This window comes from Pleurocapsa sp. FMAR1 (genome assembly GCF_963665995.1).
In the GTDB taxonomy this organism is placed as follows: domain Bacteria; phylum Cyanobacteriota; class Cyanobacteriia; order Cyanobacteriales; family Xenococcaceae; genus Waterburya.
In genome coordinates, this window is sequence record NZ_OY762512.1 from 1,853,400 (window position 1) to 1,879,469 (window position 26,070).

Genomic DNA, 26,070 nt, shown 5'->3' on the forward strand with positions numbered 1-26,070 from the left:
TACTTACTTTCTATAAACAGCGTCGGCTAATCAATTTACTACCGCTTCTCATACTTCAAACTTCATACTTCAAAGCAGTCCTTCTAGCTGACGACGAATGCGATCTAAGTCTTCATTAGCCATAGATTCTTCTTCTAAAGGCGTAATATCTGCATTTGTTGATTCTTTTGTTTCCCAGTTAAGCTCCTCTATGTTTTTTTCGGGAGGAAGTTCCCATTGTCCTGGCTCGACTATTTTCCAGTCATAGTCAGCCTGACGGCAAAACTGCTCTACTTCTTCAGAATCGATCGCCTCTACTGTAGCTTCAGGAAAATCTTGTGCCTCTAATAATCCTGCATAGCGTATTGCATCGTCTTCTTCGTTAAACATCAAAATCGTGTTGCGATCGCCTACTTGAACAGTATGAATTCCTTCATTATCAGTTCCAGCATTAAACAGCAAAATATGTACTAGCATAATCAACTCACGCCAACTCTCTATTTATGCCAATTACAACATAAAATTAGCTCAATAAGGCATTAAAATAAACAATAAATAAAATTTTTAATTCATCAATTAGTCTCGATAGTTATTCTATGCGAACAAATCCAGCTTCTTCAACTATTTTTTGCCTTTCCTTGGATAGCAACAATTTGACGAAAGCGTTTCCTATTTTTTCTTGTCGCTCTCCATTATCTTTGACAATTACATAGGACTCACGCAGTAAGCGTAAATTTTGCTCCCTTAGCCGCCTCAAGTTAATATGGCTGTTTCATTCTCAATTGAAGAGTTGCGATCGAGAATAAGATACTTATCAACTTGATTGATGGCAGAAAGATAATAATAATGGCAAATAGCTTTGTTGCATGAATAAACAAAAGGATAAATCAAACGAGATCAATCAAACTGAAATTTATGAAGTAGCAATATAACTTTCAGGTTGACAAATTTGAATCATGGGATTGAGAGCAACACAATTTAACCCGAACAGAGGTTCTCTAAGTACTAGAATTGAATCATGATTATAAATTTTGGCAAATTGCCATGTTATTAAAACAAAATAAACGAGTCATTAAAAATATTATATTTACTAGTCTATTAGCTTTACTGACTGGCTGTGGTAATAGTAACGCTCTTGAAAGTTTCGTTGGTGCCGATCCAGGATTGCTTAAAAATAATGGAAAACAACTATCTCAGCAAACAGCTAATCAAGGGAAACCATCTACTGCCAACGATCATACTCAAAACAAACCAGCCGACAATCAAGCTAAGGTTTCGGAGTCTCAGGGAGAATCAACATCTCAGTCATCGGCATTACCGCAAAACTTCCCCAAATCATTTCCTTTATATCCTCAAGCTCAACTAAAAGAAGCGAAGAGAGAGAATGAAACATCAGGAAGATTGACTTGGGATAGCCCAGATCGGCAAAAAGCGATCGCCGATTATTATGAAGCAAAGTTAGCTGCTAATGACTGGAAAATTATTAAGCCGTTTAACCTTAATCCTCAACTGGAAACAGCTAAAGCGATCGCTGTTAAAAACGATCTTCGAGTCGATCTTGCTTTAGTGCGATCGCCAAATAAAGCCAATAACAACGGCACGGAAATATCTGTAATCTATCAGCCTATTGAGGCAGATATAGGACGTGGTAACTCTCAAGGGATTAATTCCCAGGGTGAACTAAGCCAGACTCTACTTAAATCAAAGTCACAGCAGCAGACAAATTCCAGCAATCAAGAGCAAAAGTCTAAAACTCAATCCCCTAAACTCGCAGTCGGAGATCAACCTAGTAATACATCTGATACTAAGTCTTCTAACTCGTCTGGAGTTGATTTTCAAGATTTAGATCAGGCTCCTGAACAATTACGTCAGCCTTTAGAGTCGGTAGCAGCTTTGGATATTTTGACTCCCTATACTGGCGACGGCAATGTTGAATTAAGCAAGTTTGCTCCTAACAAAATAATTACTAGAGGCGAATATGCTCGTTGGCTAATTACAGCTAATAATCGCTATTTTCAAGATAGCTTGGATAAAAAGATTTATCTTGCTACTGCAACTAATGAACCTGCCTTTCAAGATGTGAAGCCAAATAATCCAGATTTTGAAGCTATCCAGAGTTTGGCTGAAACTGGGCTGATACCTTCTCGGCTAACGGAAGATAGTAATAATGTCTTGTTCAAACCTGATGCACCTTTAACCAGAGAAGATTTGCTTGCCTGGAAAGTTCCTTTAGATATGCGCCAATCTTTACCAAAAGCATCAATTGAAGCTATAAAGGAAAGCTGGGGATTTCAAGATGCGGGGAATATTGACTCTACGGCAATTAGGGCTTTGTATGCCGATTTTCAAAATGGCGATCGCTCTAACGTACGGCGTATTTTTGGCTATACTACTCTTTTTCAGCCTAAAAAACCTGTAACTCGCGCTGAAGCTGCTGCTTCGTTATGGTATTTCGGATTTCAGGGAGATGGAGTTACAGCTAAAGAAATTTTAGAAACTAAATCTAATAGTTAAATTACTTGTTAATCTCAAAGTTGAAAATTTCTACTAAACTATGAACAAACCCGTGTACGACCTATGTTTGATTTAGAACCGATATTTGAATTTTCTCGTCACAACTGTGTAGCAATTTGCTCGTTTTTAGTTCCAGCTAACTTAATCGCCACTATTACTACCATAACCTTAGTGGTCAAAAGCCATTCGTTATCAGCAATAAATAGATCGGTGGGATTTGCTTCCATCTTTGCTATAGCCTTGTTTATGCACGTTTCAACTTGGTTTATGATCGGCGTAGTTACCCCCGTTACCTTTATTTTGTTTGGACTGGGAACAAGTTGCTTATTGATTAACGTTTTGGCAATTATTTATCGCCGACAGATTGTCCAAGTCTTAACAGCAAGTCTGTCTGGTAGTAAAAATATAAACAATTTGGAAAGCTTCTAAGTCTCTTTTATAATTAGAAATTAAGCTTTTGGTTTGAGAAAGACAAGAGCCTGTCGCCAAATAATTGTCTGCTGATTGTAATGATCTACTACACAAAGACAATCAGCGTCTTGCCAAATTATTTTGCCAACTACAAGGTCATCAGTGACTAATTTTAGTTCTACCTCCTGTTTGTCCTTAACATATTTTTGGACTTGAATTACTCCTGGCAAAGCGGTATCAAATTCAGACATATCAATTTTCGTTAAATATAGAGGAAAGTCAAAGATGGTAATCGAGTTTAGCAAATATCAGGGATTAGGCAATGATTTTATTTTGATTGATAATCGTCACGCCACCGAACCCATAGTCACTCCTGAACAAGCGGCTAAAATGTGCGATCGCCATTTTGGTATTGGTGCAGATGGGGTTATTTTCGCCTTGCCTGGCAAAGAAGATACAGAATACATCATGAGAATTTATAATTCCGACGGTTCAGAAGCAGAGATGTGTGGCAATGGTATCCGCTGTCTAGCTAAGTTTATCGCCGATCTTGAGGGAAACGCAAGAATTAATAAATCTTACAGAATTAATACTCTTGCAGGGGTAATTGTACCTACACTTGAAAGCAATGGAGAAGTTACGGTTGACATGGGAAAACCCCAGTTAGCAGCAGCGAAAATTCCTACAACCTTGAATTCTCCTGACGACAAAGTTGTGGCTCAATCTTTAATAGTTGGCGATCGCTCTTGGTCAGTTACAGCGGTTAGTATGGGCAATCCTCACTGTATTATATTTGTTGAAGATAGCGAGTCCATAGATTTAGCCAAAATTGGACCTTTATTTGAACATCACTCTGTTTTTCCGCAGCGAACTAATACAGAGTTCGTTGAAATAGTGAGATCGGACTATTTGAAGATGAGAGTTTGGGAAAGAGGTGCTGGTATTACCTTAGCCTGTGGGACTGGTGCTTGTGCAACCGTAGTTGCGGGAGTATTAAATGGGAAATGCGATCGCCACTGTACCGTAGAATTACCGGGAGGCTGCTTGCAAATAAACTGGTCTCAAGCTGATGACAAGGTGTATATGACTGGTTCGGCTACAGAAGTATTTAGGGGTAATTATTAAAAATATAGCGATATTTGATTTAAATCACTGTTACTGATTACCGATGATTGGCTTCAAGATCGTCACAGCATAGCGTTCGGGAGATAAATATCGGCTAAGGATTTGTCGTAGCCGCTCTGGCTGTTGTTGACTAATAATCTGAGGATACAGTGCTGAATCAGATGCTTTAGCGACAATATTATAAAATCCGTAGATGCTAGCTAGCTGGCTAGGAGTCTCACTAGAAAAAATATAATCATTAATTAACTGCCGTTTGGCGCGGTTAATTTCTGCTGTAGGGATAAGCTCGTGATGTAGTTTTTGCAGGCGATCTCTGATGATATTTTCTACCATCTCCAAGTGTTCTACTGCTAACCAGGCACTAATTGAAAACAAACTTGAGTCTTTTTGCAAAGATAAATTACAGTCAATATCCATCACTAACTGTCTTTCTTCTCTTAGTTCTCTAACTAAACCCGAACTGCGCCCTCCAGCAAAAATTAGAGCAATTAAATCCAAAGCGATCGCCTCTTCTAAAGACTCTGCACCAGGGCAAATCCAAGCCATTAGCAAGCGTGCCTGTTCGATTCTGGGCAAATGCAATTCTTGGCGACGAATAGCTACGGCTGGGGGTTCTGCCTTGATCGCGGTAGGCGGACATTCTGAACGTACGCTAAAATCACTAAAATTTTTATCGATCAAAGTCAAGGCTTTTTCCTGTTCAATACCACCTACAATCACCACGGTCATGTTTTCTGGCTGGTAATGGGTGCGATGAAAACAACGCATCTGATTAGGCGTATGTTTTAACAATAATTCTTTGTCTCCCAAAATTGAGCGTCGGTATGGATGATGTTGATAGATGTTTTGACACAAAGCCTGAAAGCCGACAAAATCGGGATTATCGTTGCTAGAATATATCTCTTCTAAAACTACTTCTCGCTCTCGAATAAATTCATCCTCAGCAATAGTTGCCCGTAATAAAATGTCCGCCAAACAGGGTAAGGTCTGCTCTAAATGTGGTGCTGTGGTGGTCAAATAAAAATGAGCATAATCATAGCTGGTAGCTGCATTAGCTATACCCCCCGTATTCTCAATCAGCGAGTCAAATTCTCCCACCATCACGTTGGGAGAACCCTTAAAAATCATGTGTTCTAAAAAATGTGCCATTCCCGACCATTCCCCAGGCTCGGCGATCGCTCCTGCCTTTACCCAGATATCTGCAACGACTACAGGAGTAGCAGGCAAATGCTGATGGATGATAGTCAATCCGTTACTCAGCTCAAATTTATTAGCGTTGAATTTTACTTGGTCAAGGGATGTGGATAGTTTGGACATTAAATAGCTAGATTGGCAAATAAATATTAAGCGATCATAACTCTTGAGGTCTTGTGTTTCCTGTTACATATTTAACAAAAGCTTTTTAAGAGCTTGGACTTTGGACAAAATAAAAGAGAAGAGCGATCGCAGTTTCCCTTGGCTAATTTCAATAGACTCATATACTGTTGTCGAATTCAAAAATAGACCAATCAGGCGATCGCGAATTAGAAAGATTTAGCGATCGCCAACTGATGCACAAATTTTTGTAAACCTTTTGCGAGATTGCTTACAGCAAGTGGAAGCAAAGTAAATAGGCTTAATTGATAGGTTGTTTTTAGATCTTGAATGGGCAATATAAATATAGAATATAGTCAGCAGGAATTGCTATTGTCTGCAAAAAGTTCAGGACAATTATTAATACCAAAATAATGAAGGGTGAAATTCTCCACGAAACCTACCAAATTCAATCATTGTTTTTTGCTTCTAAAGGTTGGTTCATTTCATCGGCAAACTGTTCGAGCTTTTTAAAAGTAGAAGACAAATTAATATTGTTTACATCTTCGCTGTCTTCAATAGCTTCTTCCAATAATCTGTTTAACCACATATCTCGCTTGAGTTCCAAATCTTTGTCAAAAGATTTTGCCACATCTTTTCTGCGGGCAAATTGAATAGTCATTAGAATGAAGGCTGTACTGGAGATTATAGACCACAGGAAAAAATAGAGAGATAATCCCAGGTTGAAAAAGTCTCCTGCTATTAATCTCCCAAAAAAGCTGTCCATAGAAATAGCAACAGCCGTGACTCCCGATATTATCTCATCATTATCTCCTTGGAAACTCTGATTATAAACGTCAGGTAATTTTTGCTTTAAAAATACAAGATCGTTACCCATTTTGCTTCGTATAATCAATTTGCTGTCTAAATATTCTTTAGCTTGCTTGTATGCTTCAACGTTTTCTTGCTCCAAACGAGTTAATCTATGACAGATAGGCAACTTCTCAAAATTTACTGCCGACCAGTCTCTGTCCTTATCTTTATATTCACCTAAAATCCGAACGTAAAGAGTATGTCGGCGAGGGTCATTTGCAGGCAGTTCTAACAATTGTTGTCTTCCTTTTGTGCATTCTTGCATATAATCATCATAGCCAGGATGTTCGATCTTACTGTCTTTCAAAGAATCAACCTTGGCTTTTTGCTCTTCAATCAATTGACTGGCTAACATCTGTTTGAGGTTAGATTGATTATTAAACAACTCCATCCCTACTCCAGAAACAAGAGATTGCAAAATATTTAGAGAAATTAAGCCAGCAGCAGCAGATCTCGACCAAGAACGACTATTTTTGTGACCTCTAGATACAGCAGCAGCCGTATAGTTACCAAACAGAAGTATAAAATAGTTGATTGAAGAGCTTACGACCAGACAAGGAATCAATCCAATATTGGTAAAAGCAAAAAACAGAACGGGAAAATTACTGGCAAAGTCCGTGAGATTACTAACGCTGACTGCTCCTGCTGTTTGAACAGCACTAGCCTTTATATCATCAGTTACAAACGTTCTACCGTAGTACTCTTCAGGGTTGGCGAAAAATAAATAGAACAGTTTTTCTTTTATAGGAGTTTTAATAGTTTGGAACGGCTTTCCTTTTTTAGCCAAATCTACTATTTCTCTTATTTCAGGATCGGGATGATTTTCGAGTTGCTTGAACAGATACACATATTTTTTTACTGTGTCAGGCGATAGTTGACTTTCTTCTTGGTTGTTTTCAGTAGAAGCGTCATTTTTCTTGGACATAGTTTAATATTTGGCTTGCAGTTATAGCAATACGTGGCTAGGTTAGGACAAAATTAGCTAAAATCAAAGCGCTCGCCAAAACCGAAAAATAATGCCTGCTCCCTATAGCTACGATTTAAGAAAAAAAGCCGTAGATGCCTGTTCTAGAGGTGAAAAGAAGAGAACTATTTGTCGATTGATGAAAATAAGCCGTAACACCTTAGACCTATGGCTGAAAAGAGAACAAGAAACAGGAGACTTTAAAGCGGTCGCCGAGCGTCCCACCAGAGAAGAGCGAAAAATTCAGGATTTAGAGAGATTCAAACAGTTTGTTAAACAACATAAAGATAAGACACAACAGCAAATGGCAGATTTGTGGGGAGAGAATCTTACCCAGCAAAATATTAGTGATGGAATTAAAAAGTTAGGCATAACCAGAAAAAAAGCGGTCAGACCCCGCGTCGCCGACAGGCGCAAGACAAAGGGCTTGCCCGCATGTACGCTGACCAAGACAAACTTACGGGTATCAAGAAACAGATGAAGAGAAAAGAAAAGAATTTCAAGAGCAACTAAAACATCAACAGGCAAATAACCTAGTTTATGTGGATGAAGCAGGATTCGATAACCGAGACGATTATCCCTATGGTTATAGCCCCAAAGGAGAAAGATGTTAGGCACTCAAATCTGGTAAAAGAAATGAGAGAGTAAGTTGGATTGCTGCATTCAAAGAAGGAAAAGTGTTTGCTCCGTTAACTTTTGAAGGGTCATGTAATCGAGATTTATTTGAGACATGGCTTAAAGAAAGTTTGATTCCTCAACTTCAACCTGGAAATATCATTATTATTGATAATGCTACTTTTCATAAAGGACAAAGTATTCAAGAAATAGTAGAAGAAGCAGGGTGCCAGATTTGGTATTTGCCCTCTTATTCTGCCGATCTAAACAAGATAGAGCGTTGGTGGTCGGTTCTCAAAACTTGGATGAAGCAGAGAGTTAAAGAATTTGAGACTGTTAGAGAATGTGTTGATACAGCTTTCAAAAAATGTCCTAACGTATATGCGTAATGCTATACCTACTCATAATGCCCAAAATCATTAGTTTATATTATGTGTCTAGGTCTAAATATATTTAATCAACCTGATTACGTACTGCCGAATATTTTCTTCGTATTTTCAAATACCTTGTATGAAATCACTGGCAGCTAAAGCAAAAAAGCATAAATTGATTTGTATCTGGCTGCCTGACACATTTATTTGAGGACAGTTAAACTCTTAAGCACTTTAATTCCGAAATTCTGATAAACGAAATGGCATCATAGTATTTTCTTCTAGCCTTTGAAGATGCAAAACAGGGCAAAGTATTTTGAGAAAATAAAGGTGTAGGGTCAAACAAACTACGACCTTTATGTAAAACTTCTTTGAGCCATCTGATCCCAATTTTGAGATAACTTAAACCTCTCTCCCAATGCCGATCTACTTGACTTCTAAGTCCCTTCAATTGAACTGTCATGCCATGAGTAGTCGCAAATAAAAGTGCTAAGGCTACCACCAAATATAAACGTTCCAATGCCTTGCGATCGCGACCTCGACAGTCCCTTCAACGCGGGAAACCCGCGCAACGGGCTGTCTGGCAATTTTAGATTCTTCCAATTGAAAAGCTCCAGATTTAGAATCTAAAAATAATTCTTCAATACGAAATCTTAGAGCCTACTGCCATAAAGCTTGTAGAGTCGGGTCTTCATCAGTAATAACAGCCCAAGGTTCTTTTGTCCCCTTGACATTGGCTAAGACAAAGTTGCTTCGGCATTCTCCATCGAGCCATAGTCCAACATTGTGATACAAAATCGCCTCTGACTTTGGCGGATAAAGATATTTCAGTTCAATAGGATGTCTCCTTGCCCCCTGAATAGTTACGTCACAGGGTAAGCGTAGACAATAGTGCCATTGACTAGTGGTGAGCCAATTCATCAACTGATGGTTGGCAAAACCTCGGTCAGCTAGAAGCATCTCATCAGGATACTTGCGGAGTAATCTACGTGAAAATTTCAGCATGGTTTTGTATTCTTTGAATGCTACTGTTGAACTTTTATGTTCCATTACTTTCCATAAGAAAGGAATTGCCCTACCACCACAAATCACAGAAAGATGAATCATGCAGTATCGATTCCATAAAACTGTTGTATCCAGTGCCAGATAGAGGCGTTGTCCACTCCAGTTACTAATTGCCGCCATTACTAGAGGTACATACAGAGATTTGACTTTAATTCGACTGTTATGAACGAATCTTTGCCATCTTCGCTCAATACTCTGTGCTTGGTTCGCCCTACTTATCACGTAAGATTCCCACTCACTAAGGTTAATTTTGCTGCTACATATCAGCGCGTTGATCATCCAAGCTAACGCTTTGATCTGCCTGAAATCTCTGTATGTGGAATCTTGACTCAGTAGACTCAGCAGTTGATGATAAAGAGGGGTAGATCTTGACATGGAATATAAGGCTAAAACTATTCATTTTCAGCTTCCCATAATTGCTCTACCTTTTCTTTTTTCTGACCGCATTTCGACTCTTTTAGCTACTTGTGTCAGGCAGCCAGGATTTGTATATTCTAAAAAATTATTTTATGCTGCAATATGCTGGACACTTATAAAGAAAAACATTTAATAGAAAAAGACAAATATAATAATGTAGACTCTCGTGAGAATCAAAGTCCCAAAATTTTATCTAGAGTCAACGTTGAGTCTGATTTAGCAACGAAAATACAAGTTATTAAATATTTTCATGAGTATATTCGCAGAACTGGGAATTGTAGCGTTTATTCTCCATTACTTGCTCACTTAGAAGGAAAAGAGGAATTAGAATCTTTATCAACTAACACTAAAGATTTCGATGTAGATGTTGAAACTGAAGCTAAGGTTGAAATTGAACCTGTACCTGTGAAAGAAGAAAAAATAGTTTCATCTCCTGAAAGTGCTAAGAATTTATCTAATGTCTTGGGAATAGGTAGCTCGATAGACAACGGCGATACAAAGGAAAAATTGACCCAAGATTTAGCGAAAGTATTAGAAGAGGTAAGAAAAGAGATTTCCAAAAACTGCATTATAGTCAAAGAAAATACTTCGACAATATCTCAATACTTCCTAACAGATAGAAAATCTTCAAATTTTGATGAAAAGTCTTTAAAGAGTGCTGATGATGAAGAATTAAAAGTTTCCAACGAAATATTAAAAGAACAACTTTATCAACTCAGCAAAAACATTCACTATTTGGTTGAATTAGCCCGTCAGTATACTCAGAATACCAAACTAGAATATTATCTTGACAGCAACAATGGACTGGAATTGCATTCGATGGATGAGTCCACTATGATTTTCAAGCTGTCACGCGATTTATTATATTTCCTTCGCTATATTCAAAATAAAGCTATAGCCAGCAAAATAAAGCAAGATTTATTCTATTCATTTAATCCCAATGATTATCTAGAACGTTTAAATCATTATTTGGATGTTCTGCCCGAAGCTGGCAATAACTTAGTTAATGCTCTTCAATCTCGTTTGGCTAAAGATCTAGATAAAACATCAGAAGAAGAGAGTGATCCAATTGTCCAAGCTGAAGAAAATTTAGTTGACAGTGACTAGTATTGCTGATTTGTCAAATAAATACAAGAAATTTACACAGTCAAAAATTAAGGATAAATAAATGATAATTCCAGGGTTGCATCATATCAGACTACTTTTTAAAAAGAGGCTGAACCGTACAGAATTCAAGCAAAAATACGATGCTGGTCATAGAGACTTTCGGTACACCATTTTAGAAGATGTCGATTTAAGTAACTATCTTTCAGGAATAGATGTCCGTTACTCAGATTTACGATGGATTAAAAATTTGCCTGACGTAATTGAAAATACAGACTTGACGGGAGTTAATTTGGAGGGAGTCAACTTACAGGGCATCAATCTTGGTAATTCAGTATTGACTGATGCTAATTTAACTGCTGCTCAATTTAATGGAGCTAATTTAGAAGGAGTCTCATTTAGCCGTGCTATTTTAAAAAGAGCTTGCTTGAGCTATGCACGCCTTAATCGTGCCAACTTGAGTAAAGCAATATTAAATGAAGCTAATTTTTATCATAGTTATCTTATCGGTGCGAATTTAACTGAAGCTAAGGTAAAAGGATGTAATTTTGCTCATGCTAACTTAAATGAATGCAACTTAACTCAAGCTAATTTGGAAAATACCAATTTAAGCTGGGCTAGTCTCTGTCAGGCTGATTTAGCTCAAGCAAGCTTTAAAAATGCTGACCTAACCTCAGCCGATTTGGAAGATACAGATCCTAATAGAGCAAAATTTTCCGAAACCATTTTAGAAGGTTTAAGACTTCCTTATGGTGTTAATCTCCATCAGGTTAATTCATAGTTTACGCCGTGTGCAACTATTTTTAAATTGTTGATTTTATTAAGTTTCAGAAATATAGATTCGCTCTAAACTGGCTGAAAGCACTATTATTTCGTAGAAAGTCGCACACAGCGTATAGTTTTAAACAATTTAATGGAAAAGGAAAATGTTCAATATATTCTTGTATTTGAAGCTAGCGTCCTCTTATTAATAAATGAGAGGATTATAAACATAAAAACTATAGAATAATCAAATGATACAACTTCTATTAAAAAAACCAAGATGCCTACATATTATCTAACCTTTAGACAAAATATTACCGCTATCGAACGTACTTCGTCAGATGGGAAAATCAAAAATAGTGATGATGAATCTACAGCATCATCCGTAGTTATCTAGGCTGACGGACAAGCTTACAAATTAAGTGGTGCTGTTGAAGAACATCCTTTTAACTTCAGTACTTTATCAAACAGAGAGCTAGATTGGTTGGCGCAAGAGATTAGTGAGTGGCTGAATCTACCTTTGACTCGTAAAGAACTTTAACCAGAATCAAAGGAGCAAAAAATAATCTTCCTCAAACCTTGAAATAATGGCGTTGCTAAATATGTAATGTTCAACTATGGTTTAGCCTCAAATAGAGATAGTAAAAACTAATTTAAAGCTATATGCGTAGCAGTGTCCTTTAGAAAAAGCTAAGAGCTACGAACAGTCTTATCTTGTACGTCATTACTTGAATCAGCAACGCCGAAATAATTATAGTAATTCCCGAAAGTCTATTACTTTTAATTGACGATAAAATATAAACAGGAAAAAAATTTAAGATATTGTTACTAGATATATGGCTACCGTTGTTGCAGTTGAAAAGAAGAAATTAGAACAACCTCCACTAGATATTCATTATTTGGGCGATCGCGTTTTGCGCCAGCCAGCCAAGCGCATTGCTAAAGTAGATGATAATATCCGTAAAATCATTAAACAGATGCTACAGACTATGTATAGTGCTGATGGGATCGGTCTAGCTGCCCCCCAGGTAGGGATTCATAAGCAACTTGTAGTTATTGATCTTCATTTAGATGAATCCGACGTACCGCCTCTAGTTTTAATTAACCCCAAAATTGTCAAATCTGGCAGCAACTTTTGTACAGGTGAAGAAGGCTGTCTGAGTATTCCTGGAGTATATTTGGACGTAATTCGCCCTGAGACCATTGAGATTTCTTATAAAAATGAACAGGGCAAACCCAGTACCTTAAAAGCAACTGGTTTACTTTCCCGTGCTATACAGCATGAAATGGATCACCTAAATGGTGTAATGTTTGTAGATCGAGTAGATAATAATCTTGCTCTGACTGAAGAGTTGAATAAAAAAGGCTTTGCCTTCAGTGCGGTCAAACCAGTTAGATAATAAATATATAAAAGCGGTTAACTAAAAGAGGAGCAAATAAAATGATTTCAATGACACGGAAGAGTGGTGTATGTTTACTTTTGTGTTGCATTACGGCGATCTCCGCAGTCGGTTCGGTTTTTGAACTGTCTTCTGGTAATCCTGAATTAGGCAGCATGGTTACAGGGTTAATCTTAGCTGCTAGCATTCCCTTGACAGGAATCTTGTTTTGGGTAGCGGTACAAGATACTAGAGCTAATCAAGGCGAATAGTAATAGGTAACGAAATAAATAAATAGATAAAAACAAGAAAGAGAAGCGGTAAATAGCTTTCTCTCTCTTGTTTTAGAAAAGTTAATAGCTAATAGCTAAAACCGCAATTTAAGGGTATTTACCGACAAAAGAGCTACTTCTTAGGAGATAACATCATCATCATGTTTCGTCCTTCCCGCTTTGGAAACTGCTGAACTTCAGCATACTCTTCTAAATCTTTAGCCATACGACGTAGCAAATCTTCAGCTAATCTAGAGTGTTGAATTTCCCGACCACGGAAGCTAATAGTGGCTTTGACCTTATCGCCAGATTTTAAGAAGCGTTGAGCATTTTTGACGCGCACATTATAGTCATGCTCCTCAATCTTGTAGCGCATTTTCACTTCTTTAACGTCAGCATTATGCTGTTTTTTCTTCGCTTCTTTAAGTTTTTTGTCCTGCTCGTATTTGTACTTCCCGTAGTCCATAATCTTACAGACGGGAGGTTTGGCGGTTTCGCTGACTAAGACCAAATCTAGACCCTTTTCTTGGGCTCTGGTCAGAGCTTCTCTAGGAGTAATTATTCCTAATTGCTCACCTTCAGAGTCGATTACACGAATTTCGGGGAAGCGGATTCTTTCGTTAGTTTTGGTTAGATCGCGACTATTATTACTGCGTCTTCTATCTCTCACAGGCGTATTTTTTCTTTCCTTTTGTATTAGTAATGTTTGTGAACCAAAAAATAAGATGATAAAAAGTTATATCTTCTCCCATCTTACTAAGATTGCTATTAATAGAATATTAAGTTAATTTTATCTTCTTATTTAAATTATCCTCAATCCAACAATAGATATAGTTTGGGTAACAATAGTATAGTATGTAAATATTTCTAAAGTAAGAAATTTGATTATAAACCAATCTTGGCAAGAGCGTATTGGCAATCAAAGAGACTGGGTTTGGCGAGGATGGCAAACTCGCTATAGTTATCTAAAAGCTAAAGATAATAATAATCGCCCTCCAGTAATCCTCGTCCATGGTTTTGGTGCAAGTATTGAACATTGGCGTAATAATATACCAGCGATCGCAAAATACCATACAGTATATGCAATAGATTTACTGGGTTTTGGTGCATCAAGAAAAGCAGACACAGAATATAGTGCAGGTTTATGGACAGAGCAACTACATGACTTTTGGCAGGCTTTTATCGGTGTTCCTGTAATTCTAGTCGGCAACTCCATTGGTTCGTTAGTTTGCTTGAATGCCACTACCATCTATCCAGAAATGGTTAAGGGTTTAGTGATGCTTAGTTTAGTAGACGCATCTGAGAGAGAAGATACATTATCGTCTTTCCGTTCTCTGGTAACGAGAATTGAAAGCTTGTTTGCATTTCCCTGGTTAATCAAAAAAATTCTTAAAACAGTTAGGAAACCAAACTTGATCCGTCGTGGTGCAGGATTAGCTTATCCTAACAAGCAAGCAATAACAGATGAGCTTGTAGAAATTCTTTCAAGTCCTGCTTATGATCAAGGTTCAGACCAAACTTTTCTTTGTTTATTCCGTAGCGTCAGAAAAGCTGGTTTTGCCAAACCAGTTAGGGATTTATTGCCACAGATAACCGCTCCTATGCTCTTAATTTGGGGACTGCAAGATAAAGTTATACCGCCTAAACAGGCTCGTGCGATCGCATCTCTCAATCCGCGCTTGAAGTTATTAGAATTAGAAGGTGCAGGGCATTGTCCTCATGATGAATATCCAGATAAATTCAATTCTCTTCTATTAGAGTGGCTCGAATCTATATAATCAAGTTAGAAATTAAAGAATTAACTTCAATTAATTATGGCAGGCATTAAAAAGGGAACGCTAGTTCATGTAGTCAAGGAAAAACTCGAAGGCAGCTTAGAAGCAAAAGCTAGTGATGTTCGCCTTCCTTCTTACTTGTTTGACAGTAAGGGGGAGGTTTTGGATCTTAATGATGAATATGCCTTAGTTCAGTTTTATGTTCCTACTCCTAATATCTGGTTTCGTTTAGATCAATTAGAAGAAGCAAAGTAATTTAGTCAGTTACTTGCAAATTTAATAGGCTTGTTGCGAGGAAGGTGTTGTGATCAAAACCAAATTTAATCAGCTTGTTTCAGAGTTTTTGGGCGAGGATCTAAATCACGATCTGGTTTTGGTTCTAGAGTCATGGCTTTTCCCGTAGCTTTTCGTAGATCATTGCTGCCAATTTTTAACTTAGTTTTTGAATCAACATGAATTGATTCGGCTGCACCCCAAAACGGAAGTGGAGCAATCTTATAGCCTTTTTGCCATAAAGCTACGAAAGTCTCAGAATCTAGAGCATAAGGCTCGGAAAAAACAACGTCTGGTAAACCTTGATAGTGAAGACGAGGTGTATTGATTGCTTTGCTCAGACTCATATCATAGTCAATCATATTAACAATAGTTTGTAATACGGTAGTGGGAATTGTCGAACCTCCTGGACTACCCGTAACTAAATAAACCTGCCCATCTTTGGTGACTATTGTGGGGGACATGGAACTGAGGGGGCGTTTGACTGGCTCGATTAAATTGGCTTTTCCCTGCCTTAAACCAAACTGGTTAGCCTCCCCTAATTTGGTAGTAAAATCATCCATCTCGTTGTTGAGTAGAAATCCCGTACCAGGGGCAACTACTCCTGCACCGAAATAAGAGTTGATAGTATAGGTTACGGCTACTGCATTATTATTTTTATCTACTACCGAGTAATGCGTGGTGTTTGTTCCTTCAGATTGAATGTCTGTTGAATAGACAGATTCAGGAGAAATAGCATTATCACCAATTTTGCCTCTCAAGCTAGCAGCATATTTGGGAGATAATAACTTGTCTAGGGGATTATCAACAAAATCAGGATCGCCCAGATAATGATTGCGATCGCCATACGCCAGTAACATGGACGAAAACAGATAATTTAAGCTTTGGGGAGTCTTCCAACCCGACTTTTTCAAGTTATAGCCAGATAAGATATTTAACATCTGACATAAAGTAGTAGCACCTCCTGGAGGCGGAGAAGAAATTACTCTATATCCTCTATAGTTACAGCTAACTGGTTCGTCTTCGTTAACTTCATAAGTAGCAAAATCTTTTAGAGATAGAATACCTCCATTGGCTTCGCTAGCTGCGACAATCTTTTTGGCAATTTCTCCTTGGTAAAAAGCATCTTCTTGGGAAATAAGTTGCTGTAAAACTGCTGCTAATTCTGGTTGCTGTAAAACATCTCCAGCTTTTCTCACTTCGACATTGCTGTCTAGAAATATTTTTGCTGTATTTGGGTCTTTTAATCTACTTTTACCCGCCTTGAATACATCTACATCTCCTTGCTGGAGAGTAAAACCTTTTTGAGCCAGTTTGATTGCAGGAGAAATAACGGCACGACGACTCATGGTGCCATACTTAGCAAGAGCATAATTCAATCCTTTCACTGTACCTGGAACACCTACAGCAAGATAGCCTTTAGTGCTTAAGTCTTCAACAACATTTCCTTCTGCATCAAGATACATATCAGCAGTCGATTCTAAAGGGGCAGTTTCACGAAAGTCGATAAAAGTCTCTTTGCCATCGGCTAAACGAAGAGTCATAAAACCACCACCGCCTAAATTACCACAGCAAGGATAGGTAACTGCCAAAGCATAACCCACAGCTACAGCAGCATCGACTGCATTTCCTCCATCTTTCAGTATTTGCGCCCCTACTTGTGATGCTATATGTTGAGAGCTAACAACCATACTGTTCCCTTTCTGGGCATTATCGATTTTGCTCGATAAGACTTCTTGACAGCTAGAAGTTGAAGCCCGACAATTAAGCCAACTACCTGACTTGTAAATATAAGTCAGAGGGTGATAAAAGCTACCAAAAATAGCAGCATCAATTAGAAGAAAGAAGCATAATACTCCTATAGCTTTTAATATTATTTTCAAGGTTTTTAAAATCAAGCTATTTCCCCAAAAAATCTTAGACACTTCTATCGGTAAATTTATTCAGGCTAGACAATTAAAAGTTGGAAGTGACTTTACCAATTTGCATCAGCTACTAATGGCTCAATCCCGTCATCAGGTGTCCAATGAACTACTCCATCTTGAAGGTTATAAACCTGAATTTTGTCTGTGTCTCGCCGAGTAATTGCTTGGGGTTGATTCGAGGCAATGATTGATTGAGGCTGTAATTTTAACCAGGCTGCTACAATCTTAGTGCCTACAAGAATAAGCGGTTTTTGATTTGAACTTGCTTGAATATATTGCTGAAGCTGATAAGTATCAGGCTTTGTATTGTTTAATATTAGCCAGGTATTCATTGCTGTATCTAATTTTAGAATTGATAGCTGAGTGTCAAATGACATTGTTAAAGATTTGGTGGCAATTACTGGCTCAAATTGAACTGTCTGGTTACTAAATGGCGTTGAAAGAGGTTTTGAGTTGGGGTTGGAAACAAAATTCTTGATAGACAGGCGCTCGCTAATTGCTGACCAATTAGATTTAAAGCCTGGGCTTGAAATGGCATAATTTATTTGATTAACGCCTTGGTTTGTCAAAAATGGCAACAGGCTATATTTAATATCCTTTGGTTCACCAGTATTAACTAATACTACTTTGCCTCGATCTTGAATAACTATAATTGGTTCAGGGTGTGCTGGCAAGACGGTAATCTGAGTTAAATTAAAGTGCTGATATATTACAGGAACAATAATTAAAGTTAAAACGCCGAGTAAAACTAGCCTCAAATGCTTGCGCCACCAGTTGCTCACCAGAACTAACAGAAATAACCCGTAGATCGTTAGTAATACACCTAGAGAGATTTGTCCGATCGCCCAAGAGCTTCCTGGTAAATTGGTAAAAAAGTTAATTACTGCCATCAGTAATAGGGTGGGATAAAGCAATACCCAGGCGATCGCGCTACCGACTAGAGGCATAATTAAAGCAGCGATCGCACTCACCATTCCTCCCAAGCTAATGACGGTGATTAAAGGTGTACAAATAATGTTGACGATGATGCTATAGGTAGCAACCGAATTAAATTGATAACTTAATAATGGCAGTACCCAAACGGTTGCAGCCAAAGGCACAGCAACTAAAGTAGCGAGAGTAGGCGGTAGCCAATCTAGTTTGGCTATTAAACCAGGCATGGTCACAATTAAGCCAAATGTTGCCAAAAAACTAAGCTGAAAGCCGAGATCGCTAATAAATAAGGGATTGAATAGCAAAATGATGGTTGCAGCTAATAAAAGCGAACCCAACGGCTTAACTTTAGTCTCCACAACTAAAGCTATTAGTACCGCCACCCCCATTAAACAGGCACGAAATACAGAAGCTTGGATGCCTGTTAAACCCAGATAAACTAATAGAGTACCTATGCCGATAACTAGTCGAGGTTTAGCAGCCAAACGATTAGTTATTTTTAAAATAATTCCTAGTAACAACGATACATGAAAGCCCGATGCAGCAAGCACATGAGCTAATCCAGCCTCAATAAAGCGATCGCGAATATCCACAGGTAAATCTACCGCTTTACGTCCCAAAATCATGGAACTAACCAACTGTCCCATCGGACTACCCAAACCCTTTAGCTGACTTCTGACAATTCGCCTTCTCAGCTTCCACCAACCCCAGCTAGGTTCTGTTTGCTCACTAAAAACCGCTTCAAATCCCTGTATTCCTGCAAATACTCCCTGACGGGCAAGATACTGCTTAAAATCAAAACCGCTAGGAGTTTTGGCAGCTTGGGGTAAATATAAAGAACCTTTAAGCTTTAAATTTTGCCCAGGATAAATCCCCGTTCCTTGCAATAAGGGTAAAGTTGCATAAAGCTTTCCTGATACTTGTTCTTTGTCTCCAACCCTAGAAGCTTTAAACACAAACTTGAGACGTTGACTATCGTTTAACCTAGGTTCGGTTAAAACTTTTCCTGATACGGTAACAAACTCACTATCAGAAGCAGTAACTTGGTAGCTAATATCGTTGCCTTGTGGCTGAGGGATACGCACCTGAAAATAAACTATCGCCAAAATGGCAACTATTGCCGTACCCAACCACTGCTTGTAAGCTCTTTTGAATATTTCTAGAGCATTTAACCTTGGTGGTTTACTCCCAAAGTCGTTATCAGCTAAAACAGCGATCGCGCTTAAGCTTATTAATCCTGCTACAAGCCAAATTAACTGTTGTCCAGTAAAACCAGAGCTAGAAAAAGCAAACAAATTGGTTGACAGGAGGCTGACAATATATGCCAAACAAAGAATTATCCAACTGTGGCGATTCATAGAGCAGTATATTTATGACAACGCATCCTAGTAAAACACAGCCATAAAACTTACGCCTTAAATTTACTCTGCCACAGGGGAAAAGACGATGTGATTGGTAATCATTTAACTAACGTGAGTTCGGGTTAACAAGATTGGTCTGCTTAGGTAGCTATAAGCTCTAGGCTATAGGCTTTAAGCTTTTGAAGTATTGTTTAATTGTCTTTGAGAGAAGATTTAACTAAAAAATAGCATTTTCAAAATGCTTATCTGATCAAGGTTTCAGCTTATTCCGAACTCACGTTAACTAGTCTCGACTCTTATTGGCTCAAGTGTCTCAGTGATGCTGGAGCGATCGCAATTCCTCAAAAAAAAGCTACTTTAGCTACACAGCTTTTGTATCATGGACAAACTTAACAGTTAACCCATATTATCCGTAATAGTCGAATTGCCAGACGCTTGTGGCTGCTCTTGAAATGGTTGGGCAATAAGTTTGGACGGGTAATTAAACAAGGAAACCTAATTGACTTTAGTTTAACCCATCAAGAATTAGCTGAAGCGATCAATACGACAAGAATTACAGTAATCAAAATTTAAAATCAATTTGAACGAGAAGGTTTGATTCTGCGACCAAAAACTAAGTGTATAGCAATCGAATGATAAATTAGGACAATCTTTTAACCTCTTTGCGCCTCTGCGTCTTTGCGCGAGGTAATTATTTACCGTCTTAAGCTTTACTTCGACTGCTATATCATTCTCAAGAAATGAGGGATAAACAAAAAAGGCTGTCTCGTATCTTTACAAGACAGCCTTTGATCTTTGAAGGCTTAGAGCCTAAAGCTTATAGCTCATAGCTTTCAAAATTAATAATCAAAGTCACCAGCACCACCGCCAGCACCACCGCCACCTTTATTTTTTTCTGGCTTATCTACGACGATACATTCAGTAGTCAATACCATTCCCGCAATAGAAGCAGCGTTTTGTAATGCAGAGCGGGTTACTTTTGCAGGGTCAACAATACCAGCTTCAAACATATTGACATATTCATTTGTAGCAGCATTGAAACCAATACTCAAGTCTTTTTCTTTGACTCTCTCAGCAACTACCGCGCCGTTTTGACCAGCGTTTTCGGCAATTCTTCTCAAGGGAGCAGTTAAAGCGCGAGCCACAATGGTTGCACCAGTTAAACCTTCATCTTTGAGGTTAGCTTTTGCCCATTCTTCCAAGCCAGGAGCTAGGTGAGCTAAGGTAGTACCGCCACCAGGTACAATACCTTCTTCTACCGCAGCTTTGGTTGCGTTGATGGCATCTTCTAAACGCAATTTGCGGTCTTTCATTTCTGTTTCGGTAGCAGCACCAACTTTGATTACCGCAACACCACCAGAAAGTTTGGCTAGACGCTCCTGTAGCTTTTCTTGATCGTAAGAGGAGTCACTAGCTTCTATTTGACGACGAATTTGTTCACAGCGACTTTTAACTGCTGCTTCGTTACCTTCAGCAACAATAGTAGTGCTGTCTTTAGTAATGTTGATGCGACGAGCAGTACCTAAAGATTCAACTTTAGTAGTTTCTAGTTTTAGACCTGCATCTTCTGAGATTACTTGACCACCAGTTAACACAGCAATGTCTTCTAACATCTGTTTACGGCGATCGCCAAAACCAGGAGCTTTAATCGCAGCCACGTTTAGTACACCCCGTAGACGGTTAACTACCAAAGTAGCCAAAGCTTCTTTTTCGATGTCTTCGGCGATAATTACTAAAGGTTTTCCTTGACGAGCTACTTGTTCTAAGACAGGTACTAAATCTTGTACCAAGTTGATCTTGCGATCGGTAATCAGAATTAAAGGCTCTTCTAGAGCAGCTTCCATGCGCTCGGTATCAGTGACAAAGTAAGGAGAGATATAGCCTTTGTCAAAGCGCATCCCTTCAGTAATCTCTAATTCGGTAGTCATGGACTTGCCTTCTTCTAGAGAAATTACCCCTTCCTTGCCGACTTTATCCATGGCTTGGGCGATCATGTTGCCAACTTCTTCGTCATTACCCGCAGAAATTGTACCTACCTGAGCGATCGCTTTAGAATCACCTACAGGTTGAGCTTGCTCTTTTATCTTACCGACTAAATATTCAATTGCCTTATCAATACCACGCTTGATGGCAATGGGGTTTGCCCCTGCTGCAACGTTACGTAAGCCTTCTTTAACAATGGCATGAGCTAAAACTGTTGCTGTAGTAGTTCCGTCACCTGCCACATCATTAGTTTTGGATGCAGCTTGACGAATCAAGGACACGCCTGTATTCTCGATGTGATCTTCTAATTCGATTTCTTTGGCGATCGTTACCCCATCATTAACAATTTGGGGGGCGCCAAATTTTTTTTCCAGGACTACGTTACGTCCTTTTGGACCGAGGGTAACAGCTACCGCTTCAGCCAATAAATCGATGCCCTTTTCCAGAGCGCGACGAGCTTCGTCGTTATAAATTATAGATTTAGCCATAAAATTGGTTTACCTTTAATGAAGTGATGAACGATGAATAAATTAAATTGATGCTGTAAAGATAACTATTGACAATAGTCAAGAGTTATTGCTTATTGCTAAGCGACCAGTAAATCATTTAACTGGCTGATGGTCTAAGCAACTGCTGCTAAAATATCCTTTTCAGATAGCAACACATAATCTTCACCGCCTAGCTTGATATCAGTACCAGCATATTTAGAGTAAAGAACTTTATCGCCAACTTTTACTTCTATAGCTATGTGACCACCATCATCTTTTGGTTTGCCAGGACCTACACCAACTACCTCGCCAACTTGAGGTTTTTCTTTGGCTGCATCAGGTAAAATAATACCGCCAGCAGTTTGTTCTTCGGCTGCACTGATTTTGACAAATACGCGATCGCCTAAAGGCTTTACAGTTGTAACGTTAATACTAATAGCTGCCATGCAAAATTCTCCAGATAACTAAATGCTTAGTTGTGAGCAATATTTTTTGGGTTTTGAGATTACCTATTTATTAGATTAGCACTCTCACCTTCCGACTGCTAATTTAGCTAAAGTAGGTTACCTATGGCAACGGTTTGTTTAGTGTGGGTTACCGTACAAATTTTAAAGGATAAGGAAAAAAAAGCGATCGCTCTTTGATCAAAGAGCGATCGCCTAAAATATACAAATTTGCTTGGAAAAGAAAGCCAACAGCCATCAGCCGAACTAAATTAAACAGAAACTTCACTAAGTTGACTGTTCATATATTCAAAAGGCTCGTCGATAAAGCTAGTATTCTCAATTCCTGCTTCAGATGCCATTTCTTTGAGCATATCGCTCATAATCTTAATTCCGACTACAGTAGGTCCAATAGGCACACCCAAAGAATTATAGGTCTCCCGTAAACCCTGCAATACTCTTTCATCTAGGACATCCATACTGCCAGCTACTAAAGCATAGCTAGCGTAGCGCAGGTAATAGTCCATGTCTCGCAAGCAAGCCGAATAGCGACGAGTGGTGTAGGCATTGCCTCCTGGACTAAGCAATTCAGGAACTTCTTCAAACAGTTTAAGTCCTGCATCTCGTACAATTGTGGCAGCATTACCACTAATCATTGTCGCTATGGCTACCCTGGCTTTTCCAGAAGTAAAGTAGTCTTGCAGACTATCTATAGCATTACGGTCTAAATAACGACCTGAAATGTCGTAATTTTTTATTAGCTTGGTAACTGCGTCACGCATTTCTTTTAATTTCTCCCGACAGCAATTTTTAAATTTTGGTTAGTAATATTAGCTTCTTTTATAAGCTATGTCATAAGCTACATCTATTAATAATCTCACAAGTAGCGACGACTACAGTTACTAGCTTCAAATTTTGACATCTTTATTGATTATTAGCGACTTAGATAAATCTAAAAGAAAGCCAAAGTGTTTTCAGCAAAGAAATATTAATTATTTTGTTCATTATATATCCCTGATAAATTTATAAATAAGGTATCAAACTCAAAAGTCTGCTATTTAAGAAGCGATCGCCTATAAACCCAAACATAAAAGTTTTTAATAATTTAAAGAGCTAACGCAAATTCTGTAGCCAATTTTACAATTTGTTAGATCTTTCTCAGGATACGATCAGTTGAACTAAAACACATACACATATCTTTAGAAAATAAAACTATTATGGGATACGAATCTCGCACGCAAGCAATCTATCAAATTACCGAACGCGAACCAATTTTTGCTGAACCCCCTAGCCGTTTAGAAGATATTTGGGCAGTAGACGTTTTTAGCTTAAGCAAAATGAAACAGTGCTTACCCAAGGGCGTGTTTAAATCTCTAAAAAAAACGATTCAAGCAGGAGAACAACTAGACGTTTCCATTTCTGACATGGTGGCATCGGCAATGAAGGATTGGGCTATTTCTAGAGGTGCTTCTTACTATGCCCACGTTTTTTATCCAATGACTAATGCCACTGCTGAAAAGCACGATGGTTTTGTCTCTATTCAAAGCGATGGTAGCGCGATTTCCGAATTTGCAGGCAAGCTTTTGGTACAGGGTGAACCTGATGGCTCATCTTTTCCCAATGGTGGTATTCGCTCTACTTTTGAAGCTAGAGGCTATACAGCCTGGGACGTAACTAGTCCTGCTTATTTGATGGAAACAGATAACGGTGTTACTCTTTGCATCCCCACTGTATTTATCTCTTGGACAGGAGAGGCTTTAGATAAGAAAACTCCTTTATTGCGTTCTATTAACGCAATGAATAAAGCAGCAACAAAAGTACTCAAATTACTAGGACATAGTGATGTAGCTCCTGTTAATTCTAGCTGTGGAGCAGAGCAAGAATATTTCTTAGTAGATGCTCATTTTGCCAATAGTCGTCCAGACTTATTATTAGCTGGAAGAACCTTATTTGGTAAGCCACCTGCTAAGGGTCAGCAGTTTGACGATCACTATTTTGGCGCAATACCTGAGCGAGTTCAGGTATTTATGCAGGATGTAGAAAAGAAAATGTATCGTTTAGGCATCCCTGCTAAAACCAGACATAATGAAGTAGCTCCAGGACAGTTTGAAATCGCACCCTTTTTTGAAGCAGCTAACGTAGCTTCTGACCATCAACAATTAACCATGACCTTGTTGCGTCAGACTGCTAAAAAACATGGTTTTGTTTGTTTGCTCCACGAAAAGCCTTTTGCAGGTATTAATGGTTCTGGCAAGCACGTTAACTGGTCTGTAGGTAATGAAACTCAAGGCAACTTATTAGATCCTGGTGACTCTCCTCATGAGAATGCACAGTTCTTAGTTTTCTGCGCTGCGGTAATTAGAGGAGTACATAAATTTGGTCCTTTGATGCGGGCTGTAATTGCTAATGCTAGTAATGACCATCGTTTGGGCGCAAATGAAGCACCTCCTGCAATCATGTCGGTTTACTTAGGTTCTCAATTAGAGACTTTATTTAACCAAATTGCTAAAGGAGATATGAGCGATAACTATAGCCACAAAGGAGAAATGCAAATTGGAGTAGACACTCTACCACCTCTATCTAAAGATGCAGGCGATCGCAATAGAACTTCTCCCTTTGCCTTTACTGGCAACCGTTTTGAGTTTCGTGCAGTTGGTTCTGGTCAGTCTGTTTCAGGGCCATTAATTGCTCTCAATACTATGCTGGCAGATTCGCTTAACTTTATAGGAGATCTTCTAGAAACTGAACTAGAAAAAGGAACAGAGCAAAACGCTGCGATCCTGAGTGTGCTTAAAGAAATAATGCAAAAACACGGTGCAGTTATCTTTGGTGGCGACGGCTACTCTGCCGAATGGCACAAAATGGCGGTAGAAGAAAGAGGTTTGGCTAATTTACCTACTACTGCTGAGGCTCTCCCTTGCTTAAAAGAAAAATATATTGAGGAGCTATTTGAAAGCACAGGAGTTTTATCCCCTGTGGAATTGGAAAGTCGCTATGAAGTATATTCTGAGCAGTATGTTCTCTCTATCGAAGTTGAAGCCAAGCTAGTGATAGACATAGCAAAAACCAGTATTTATCCTGCTGCCATGAGACATCTAGCTGACATTGCTGGTACTGTGGCAGGTTTAGAAGAGATGGGCATCAGTCTCGCTCCAGACAACATTAAAACAGTTGCCGAGTTGACTAACTCCATGATGTCTAAAGTGGCTAAGTTAAGTTCGGCTATAGAAAAAGAAGACTTTGGCAACACTGAAGAACACATGAAATATTGTGCTAAGACCCTTCGTCCGATGATGGATAGCGTCAGGGAGGACGTTGATGCCTTAGAAAGCGAGGTTGCTGATGACTTATGGCCTCTACCTACTTACCAAGAAATGCTATTTATTAAGTAGGCTTTTTGTACAAACCATTGTTAGTTATTTAACTAAAAGGTAAAAGTAAAAGATCTAGTAATTAAATATTAACTTTTTGTAACTTAGGTCTAAATTACTTAAAAAACCGTTCTCTGGAGAACGGTTTTTTATATCTTCATAAAGACTTGATTTTGATCCATGGTCACAGCAGCTGGCTAACCTCACACCAACAGCAAGAATTTGCTTAAAGTAAATATTTTAATTCAGTTATAAAATTTAATATCAAGCAAAAGTCTAAGATTATATATTTAAAAAGAAAAATAAAACTGTATTAACGAATACGGCAATCGAGAGAAAAAAAACACAAACTAGACAAATTGTAGTTTGCAAAT

At 38.5% G+C, this 26,070-nt stretch carries 24 protein-coding genes and 1 pseudogene; 12 read left to right on the plus strand and 13 right to left on the minus strand.

From position 1 onward, the window contains the following. Positions 1 to 69 precede the first annotated feature (69 nt). Positions 70 to 456, minus strand: coding sequence for a DUF3110 domain-containing protein (locus SLP02_RS09055; RefSeq protein ID WP_319420332.1), 387 nt, complete (start codon positions 454 to 456; stop codon positions 70 to 72). 567 nt (positions 457 to 1,023) lie between these two features. Here SLP02_RS09055 and SLP02_RS09060 point away from each other — a divergent pair. Continuing rightward, positions 1,024 to 2,493, plus strand: a complete 1,470-nt coding sequence (locus SLP02_RS09060; protein ID WP_319420333.1) for an S-layer homology domain-containing protein — start codon at positions 1,024 to 1,026, stop codon at positions 2,491 to 2,493. A gap of 63 nt (positions 2,494 to 2,556) precedes the next feature. Next, a complete protein-coding gene (locus tag SLP02_RS09065; protein ID WP_319420334.1) occupies positions 2,557 to 2,922 on the plus strand; it encodes a hypothetical protein in 366 nt (121 codons plus the stop codon). 20 nt (positions 2,923 to 2,942) lie between these two features. Here SLP02_RS09065 and SLP02_RS09070 read toward each other — a convergent pair whose 3' ends face one another. Continuing rightward, entirely contained in the window at positions 2,943 to 3,155 is a 213-nt protein-coding gene (locus SLP02_RS09070) for an Hfq-related RNA-binding protein (protein WP_319420335.1), read from the minus strand. 34 nt (positions 3,156 to 3,189) lie between these two features. Here SLP02_RS09070 and dapF point away from each other — a divergent pair, with 34 nt between their 5' ends. Then, on the plus strand, positions 3,190 to 4,029 hold the full coding sequence (gene dapF / locus SLP02_RS09075; protein WP_319420336.1) for a diaminopimelate epimerase: 840 nt from the start codon (positions 3,190 to 3,192) through the stop codon (positions 4,027 to 4,029). 30 nt (positions 4,030 to 4,059) lie between these two features. Here the strand turns inward: dapF and SLP02_RS09080 are convergent, their stop codons facing one another. Further along, a complete protein-coding gene (locus SLP02_RS09080; RefSeq protein WP_319420337.1) occupies positions 4,060 to 5,346 on the minus strand; it encodes a M16 family metallopeptidase in 1,287 nt (428 codons plus the stop codon). Positions 5,347 to 5,791: 445 nt separating this feature from the next. Further along, entirely contained in the window at positions 5,792 to 7,120 is a 1,329-nt protein-coding gene (locus SLP02_RS09085) for a hypothetical protein (protein ID WP_319420338.1), read from the minus strand. 91 nt (positions 7,121 to 7,211) lie between these two features. On the opposite strand from SLP02_RS09085, the pseudogene SLP02_RS09090 reads away from it, so the two are divergent. Continuing rightward, positions 7,212 to 8,163, plus strand: a pseudogene (locus tag SLP02_RS09090) (IS630 family transposase). A 199-nt stretch (positions 8,164 to 8,362) separates the two neighbouring features. Here SLP02_RS09090 and SLP02_RS09095 read toward each other — a convergent pair. Both SLP02_RS09095 and SLP02_RS09100 read right to left on the minus strand, forming a co-directional pair. Beyond that, positions 8,363 to 8,647: a hypothetical protein gene (locus tag SLP02_RS09095; protein WP_319420339.1), complete on the minus strand. Its 285-nt coding sequence runs from the start codon at positions 8,645 to 8,647 to the stop codon at positions 8,363 to 8,365. A gap of 158 nt (positions 8,648 to 8,805) precedes the next feature. Next, the gene (locus SLP02_RS09100) at positions 8,806 to 9,585 is read right to left on the minus strand and encodes a hypothetical protein (RefSeq protein ID WP_319420078.1); all 780 of its coding nucleotides are present in this window, start codon (positions 9,583 to 9,585) and stop codon (positions 8,806 to 8,808) included. A 144-nt stretch (positions 9,586 to 9,729) separates the two neighbouring features. Here SLP02_RS09100 and SLP02_RS09105 point away from each other — a divergent pair, with 144 nt between their 5' ends. The 4 genes from SLP02_RS09105 (at position 9,730) to SLP02_RS09120 (ending at position 13,144) form a co-directional block, all read left to right on the plus strand. Continuing rightward, entirely contained in the window at positions 9,730 to 10,734 is a 1,005-nt protein-coding gene (locus SLP02_RS09105) for a hypothetical protein (protein ID WP_319420340.1), read from the plus strand. 61 nt (positions 10,735 to 10,795) lie between these two features. Next, positions 10,796 to 11,512: a pentapeptide repeat-containing protein gene (locus SLP02_RS09110; RefSeq protein ID WP_319420341.1), complete on the plus strand. Its 717-nt coding sequence runs from the start codon at positions 10,796 to 10,798 to the stop codon at positions 11,510 to 11,512. Positions 11,513 to 12,329: 817 nt separating this feature from the next. Next, the gene (gene def / locus SLP02_RS09115) at positions 12,330 to 12,893 is read left to right on the plus strand and encodes a peptide deformylase (protein ID WP_319420342.1); all 564 of its coding nucleotides are present in this window, start codon (positions 12,330 to 12,332) and stop codon (positions 12,891 to 12,893) included. Between the two features lie 50 nt (positions 12,894 to 12,943). Further along, positions 12,944 to 13,144 carry a hypothetical protein gene (locus tag SLP02_RS09120; RefSeq protein WP_413467347.1) on the plus strand — a complete coding sequence of 67 codons (201 nt, stop codon included), beginning with the start codon at positions 12,944 to 12,946 and terminating at the stop codon, positions 13,142 to 13,144. A 133-nt stretch (positions 13,145 to 13,277) separates the two neighbouring features. On the opposite strand, the gene infC is transcribed toward SLP02_RS09120, so the two are convergent. Next, a complete protein-coding gene (gene infC, locus SLP02_RS09125; RefSeq protein WP_319420344.1) occupies positions 13,278 to 13,814 on the minus strand; it encodes a translation initiation factor IF-3 in 537 nt (178 codons plus the stop codon). Between the two features lie 211 nt (positions 13,815 to 14,025). Between infC and SLP02_RS09130 the strand changes: the two genes are divergently transcribed. Further along, positions 14,026 to 14,922 carry an alpha/beta fold hydrolase gene (locus SLP02_RS09130; RefSeq protein ID WP_319420345.1) on the plus strand — a complete coding sequence of 299 codons (897 nt, stop codon included), beginning with the start codon at positions 14,026 to 14,028 and terminating at the stop codon, positions 14,920 to 14,922. Between the two features lie 33 nt (positions 14,923 to 14,955). Then, a complete protein-coding gene (locus SLP02_RS09135) occupies positions 14,956 to 15,174 on the plus strand; it encodes an NAD(P)H-quinone oxidoreductase subunit O (RefSeq protein ID WP_413467348.1) in 219 nt (72 codons plus the stop codon). A gap of 65 nt (positions 15,175 to 15,239) precedes the next feature. Here SLP02_RS09135 and ggt read toward each other — a convergent pair whose 3' ends face one another. Together ggt and SLP02_RS09145 are read right to left on the minus strand one after the other, a co-directional pair. Beyond that, positions 15,240 to 17,117, minus strand: coding sequence for a gamma-glutamyltransferase (ggt, locus tag SLP02_RS09140; RefSeq protein WP_319420347.1), 1,878 nt, complete (start codon positions 17,115 to 17,117; stop codon positions 15,240 to 15,242). A 50-nt stretch (positions 17,118 to 17,167) separates the two neighbouring features. Continuing rightward, complete coding sequence (locus tag SLP02_RS09145) at positions 17,168 to 19,408, minus strand: ComEC/Rec2 family competence protein (protein WP_319420348.1); 2,241 nt, start codon at positions 19,406 to 19,408, stop codon at positions 17,168 to 17,170. 426 nt (positions 19,409 to 19,834) lie between these two features. On the opposite strand from SLP02_RS09145, the gene SLP02_RS26575 reads away from it, so the two are divergent. Next, positions 19,835 to 19,984 (plus strand): helix-turn-helix domain-containing protein, encoded by a 150-nt coding sequence (locus SLP02_RS26575; RefSeq protein WP_413467349.1) that lies wholly within the window; start codon positions 19,835 to 19,837, stop codon positions 19,982 to 19,984. Positions 19,985 to 20,250: 266 nt separating this feature from the next. Here the strand turns inward: SLP02_RS26575 and groL are convergent, their stop codons facing one another. The 4 genes from groL to apcB all read right to left on the minus strand — a co-directional run bounded on the left by groL (position 20,251) and on the right by apcB (position 23,107). Next, positions 20,251 to 21,882, minus strand: a complete 1,632-nt coding sequence (gene groL, locus SLP02_RS09150) for a chaperonin GroEL (protein WP_319420349.1) — start codon at positions 21,880 to 21,882, stop codon at positions 20,251 to 20,253. Between the two features lie 134 nt (positions 21,883 to 22,016). Next, entirely contained in the window at positions 22,017 to 22,328 is a 312-nt protein-coding gene (gene groES, locus SLP02_RS09155; RefSeq protein ID WP_319420350.1) for a co-chaperone GroES, read from the minus strand. A 148-nt stretch (positions 22,329 to 22,476) separates the two neighbouring features. Continuing rightward, complete coding sequence (locus SLP02_RS09160; protein WP_319420351.1) at positions 22,477 to 22,614, minus strand: hypothetical protein; 138 nt, start codon at positions 22,612 to 22,614, stop codon at positions 22,477 to 22,479. After that, entirely contained in the window at positions 22,598 to 23,107 is a 510-nt protein-coding gene (gene apcB, locus SLP02_RS09165; protein WP_319420352.1) for an allophycocyanin subunit beta, read from the minus strand. The genes SLP02_RS09160 and apcB overlap by 17 nt, the downstream gene beginning before the upstream one ends. A gap of 435 nt (positions 23,108 to 23,542) precedes the next feature. Here apcB and SLP02_RS09170 point away from each other — a divergent pair, with 435 nt between their 5' ends. Then, positions 23,543 to 25,717, plus strand: coding sequence for a glutamine synthetase III family protein (locus SLP02_RS09170; protein ID WP_319420353.1), 2,175 nt, complete (start codon positions 23,543 to 23,545; stop codon positions 25,715 to 25,717). Positions 25,718 to 26,070: the final 353 nt, after the last annotated feature.

Excerpts from the sequence above, each read along its gene's own strand:
- SLP02_RS09055 (WP_319420332.1), bottom strand. The coding sequence starts at position 456 with ATGCTAGTACATATTTTGCTGTTTAATGCTGGAACTGATAATGAAGGA.
- SLP02_RS09060 (WP_319420333.1), top strand. The coding sequence starts at position 1,024 with ATGTTATTAAAACAAAATAAACGAGTCATTAAAAATATTATATTTACT.
- SLP02_RS09065 (WP_319420334.1), top strand. The coding sequence starts at position 2,557 with ATGTTTGATTTAGAACCGATATTTGAATTTTCTCGTCACAACTGTGTA.
- SLP02_RS09070 (WP_319420335.1), bottom strand. The coding sequence starts at position 3,155 with ATGTCTGAATTTGATACCGCTTTGCCAGGAGTAATTCAAGTCCAAAAA.
- dapF (WP_319420336.1), top strand. The coding sequence starts at position 3,190 with ATGGTAATCGAGTTTAGCAAATATCAGGGATTAGGCAATGATTTTATT.
- SLP02_RS09080 (WP_319420337.1), bottom strand. The coding sequence starts at position 5,346 with ATGTCCAAACTATCCACATCCCTTGACCAAGTAAAATTCAACGCTAAT.
- SLP02_RS09085 (WP_319420338.1), bottom strand. The coding sequence starts at position 7,120 with ATGTCCAAGAAAAATGACGCTTCTACTGAAAACAACCAAGAAGAAAGT.
- SLP02_RS09100 (WP_319420078.1), bottom strand. The coding sequence starts at position 9,585 with ATGTCAAGATCTACCCCTCTTTATCATCAACTGCTGAGTCTACTGAGT.
- SLP02_RS09105 (WP_319420340.1), top strand. The coding sequence starts at position 9,730 with ATGCTGGACACTTATAAAGAAAAACATTTAATAGAAAAAGACAAATAT.
- SLP02_RS09110 (WP_319420341.1), top strand. The coding sequence starts at position 10,796 with ATGATAATTCCAGGGTTGCATCATATCAGACTACTTTTTAAAAAGAGG.
- def (WP_319420342.1), top strand. The coding sequence starts at position 12,330 with ATGGCTACCGTTGTTGCAGTTGAAAAGAAGAAATTAGAACAACCTCCA.
- SLP02_RS09120 (WP_413467347.1), top strand. The coding sequence starts at position 12,944 with ATGACACGGAAGAGTGGTGTATGTTTACTTTTGTGTTGCATTACGGCG.
- SLP02_RS09145 (WP_319420348.1), bottom strand. The coding sequence starts at position 19,408 with ATGAATCGCCACAGTTGGATAATTCTTTGTTTGGCATATATTGTCAGC.
- groL (WP_319420349.1), bottom strand. The coding sequence starts at position 21,882 with ATGGCTAAATCTATAATTTATAACGACGAAGCTCGTCGCGCTCTGGAA.
- groES (WP_319420350.1), bottom strand. The coding sequence starts at position 22,328 with ATGGCAGCTATTAGTATTAACGTTACAACTGTAAAGCCTTTAGGCGAT.
- apcB (WP_319420352.1), bottom strand. The coding sequence starts at position 23,107 with ATGCGTGACGCAGTTACCAAGCTAATAAAAAATTACGACATTTCAGGT.
- SLP02_RS09170 (WP_319420353.1), top strand. The coding sequence starts at position 23,543 with ATGGGATACGAATCTCGCACGCAAGCAATCTATCAAATTACCGAACGC.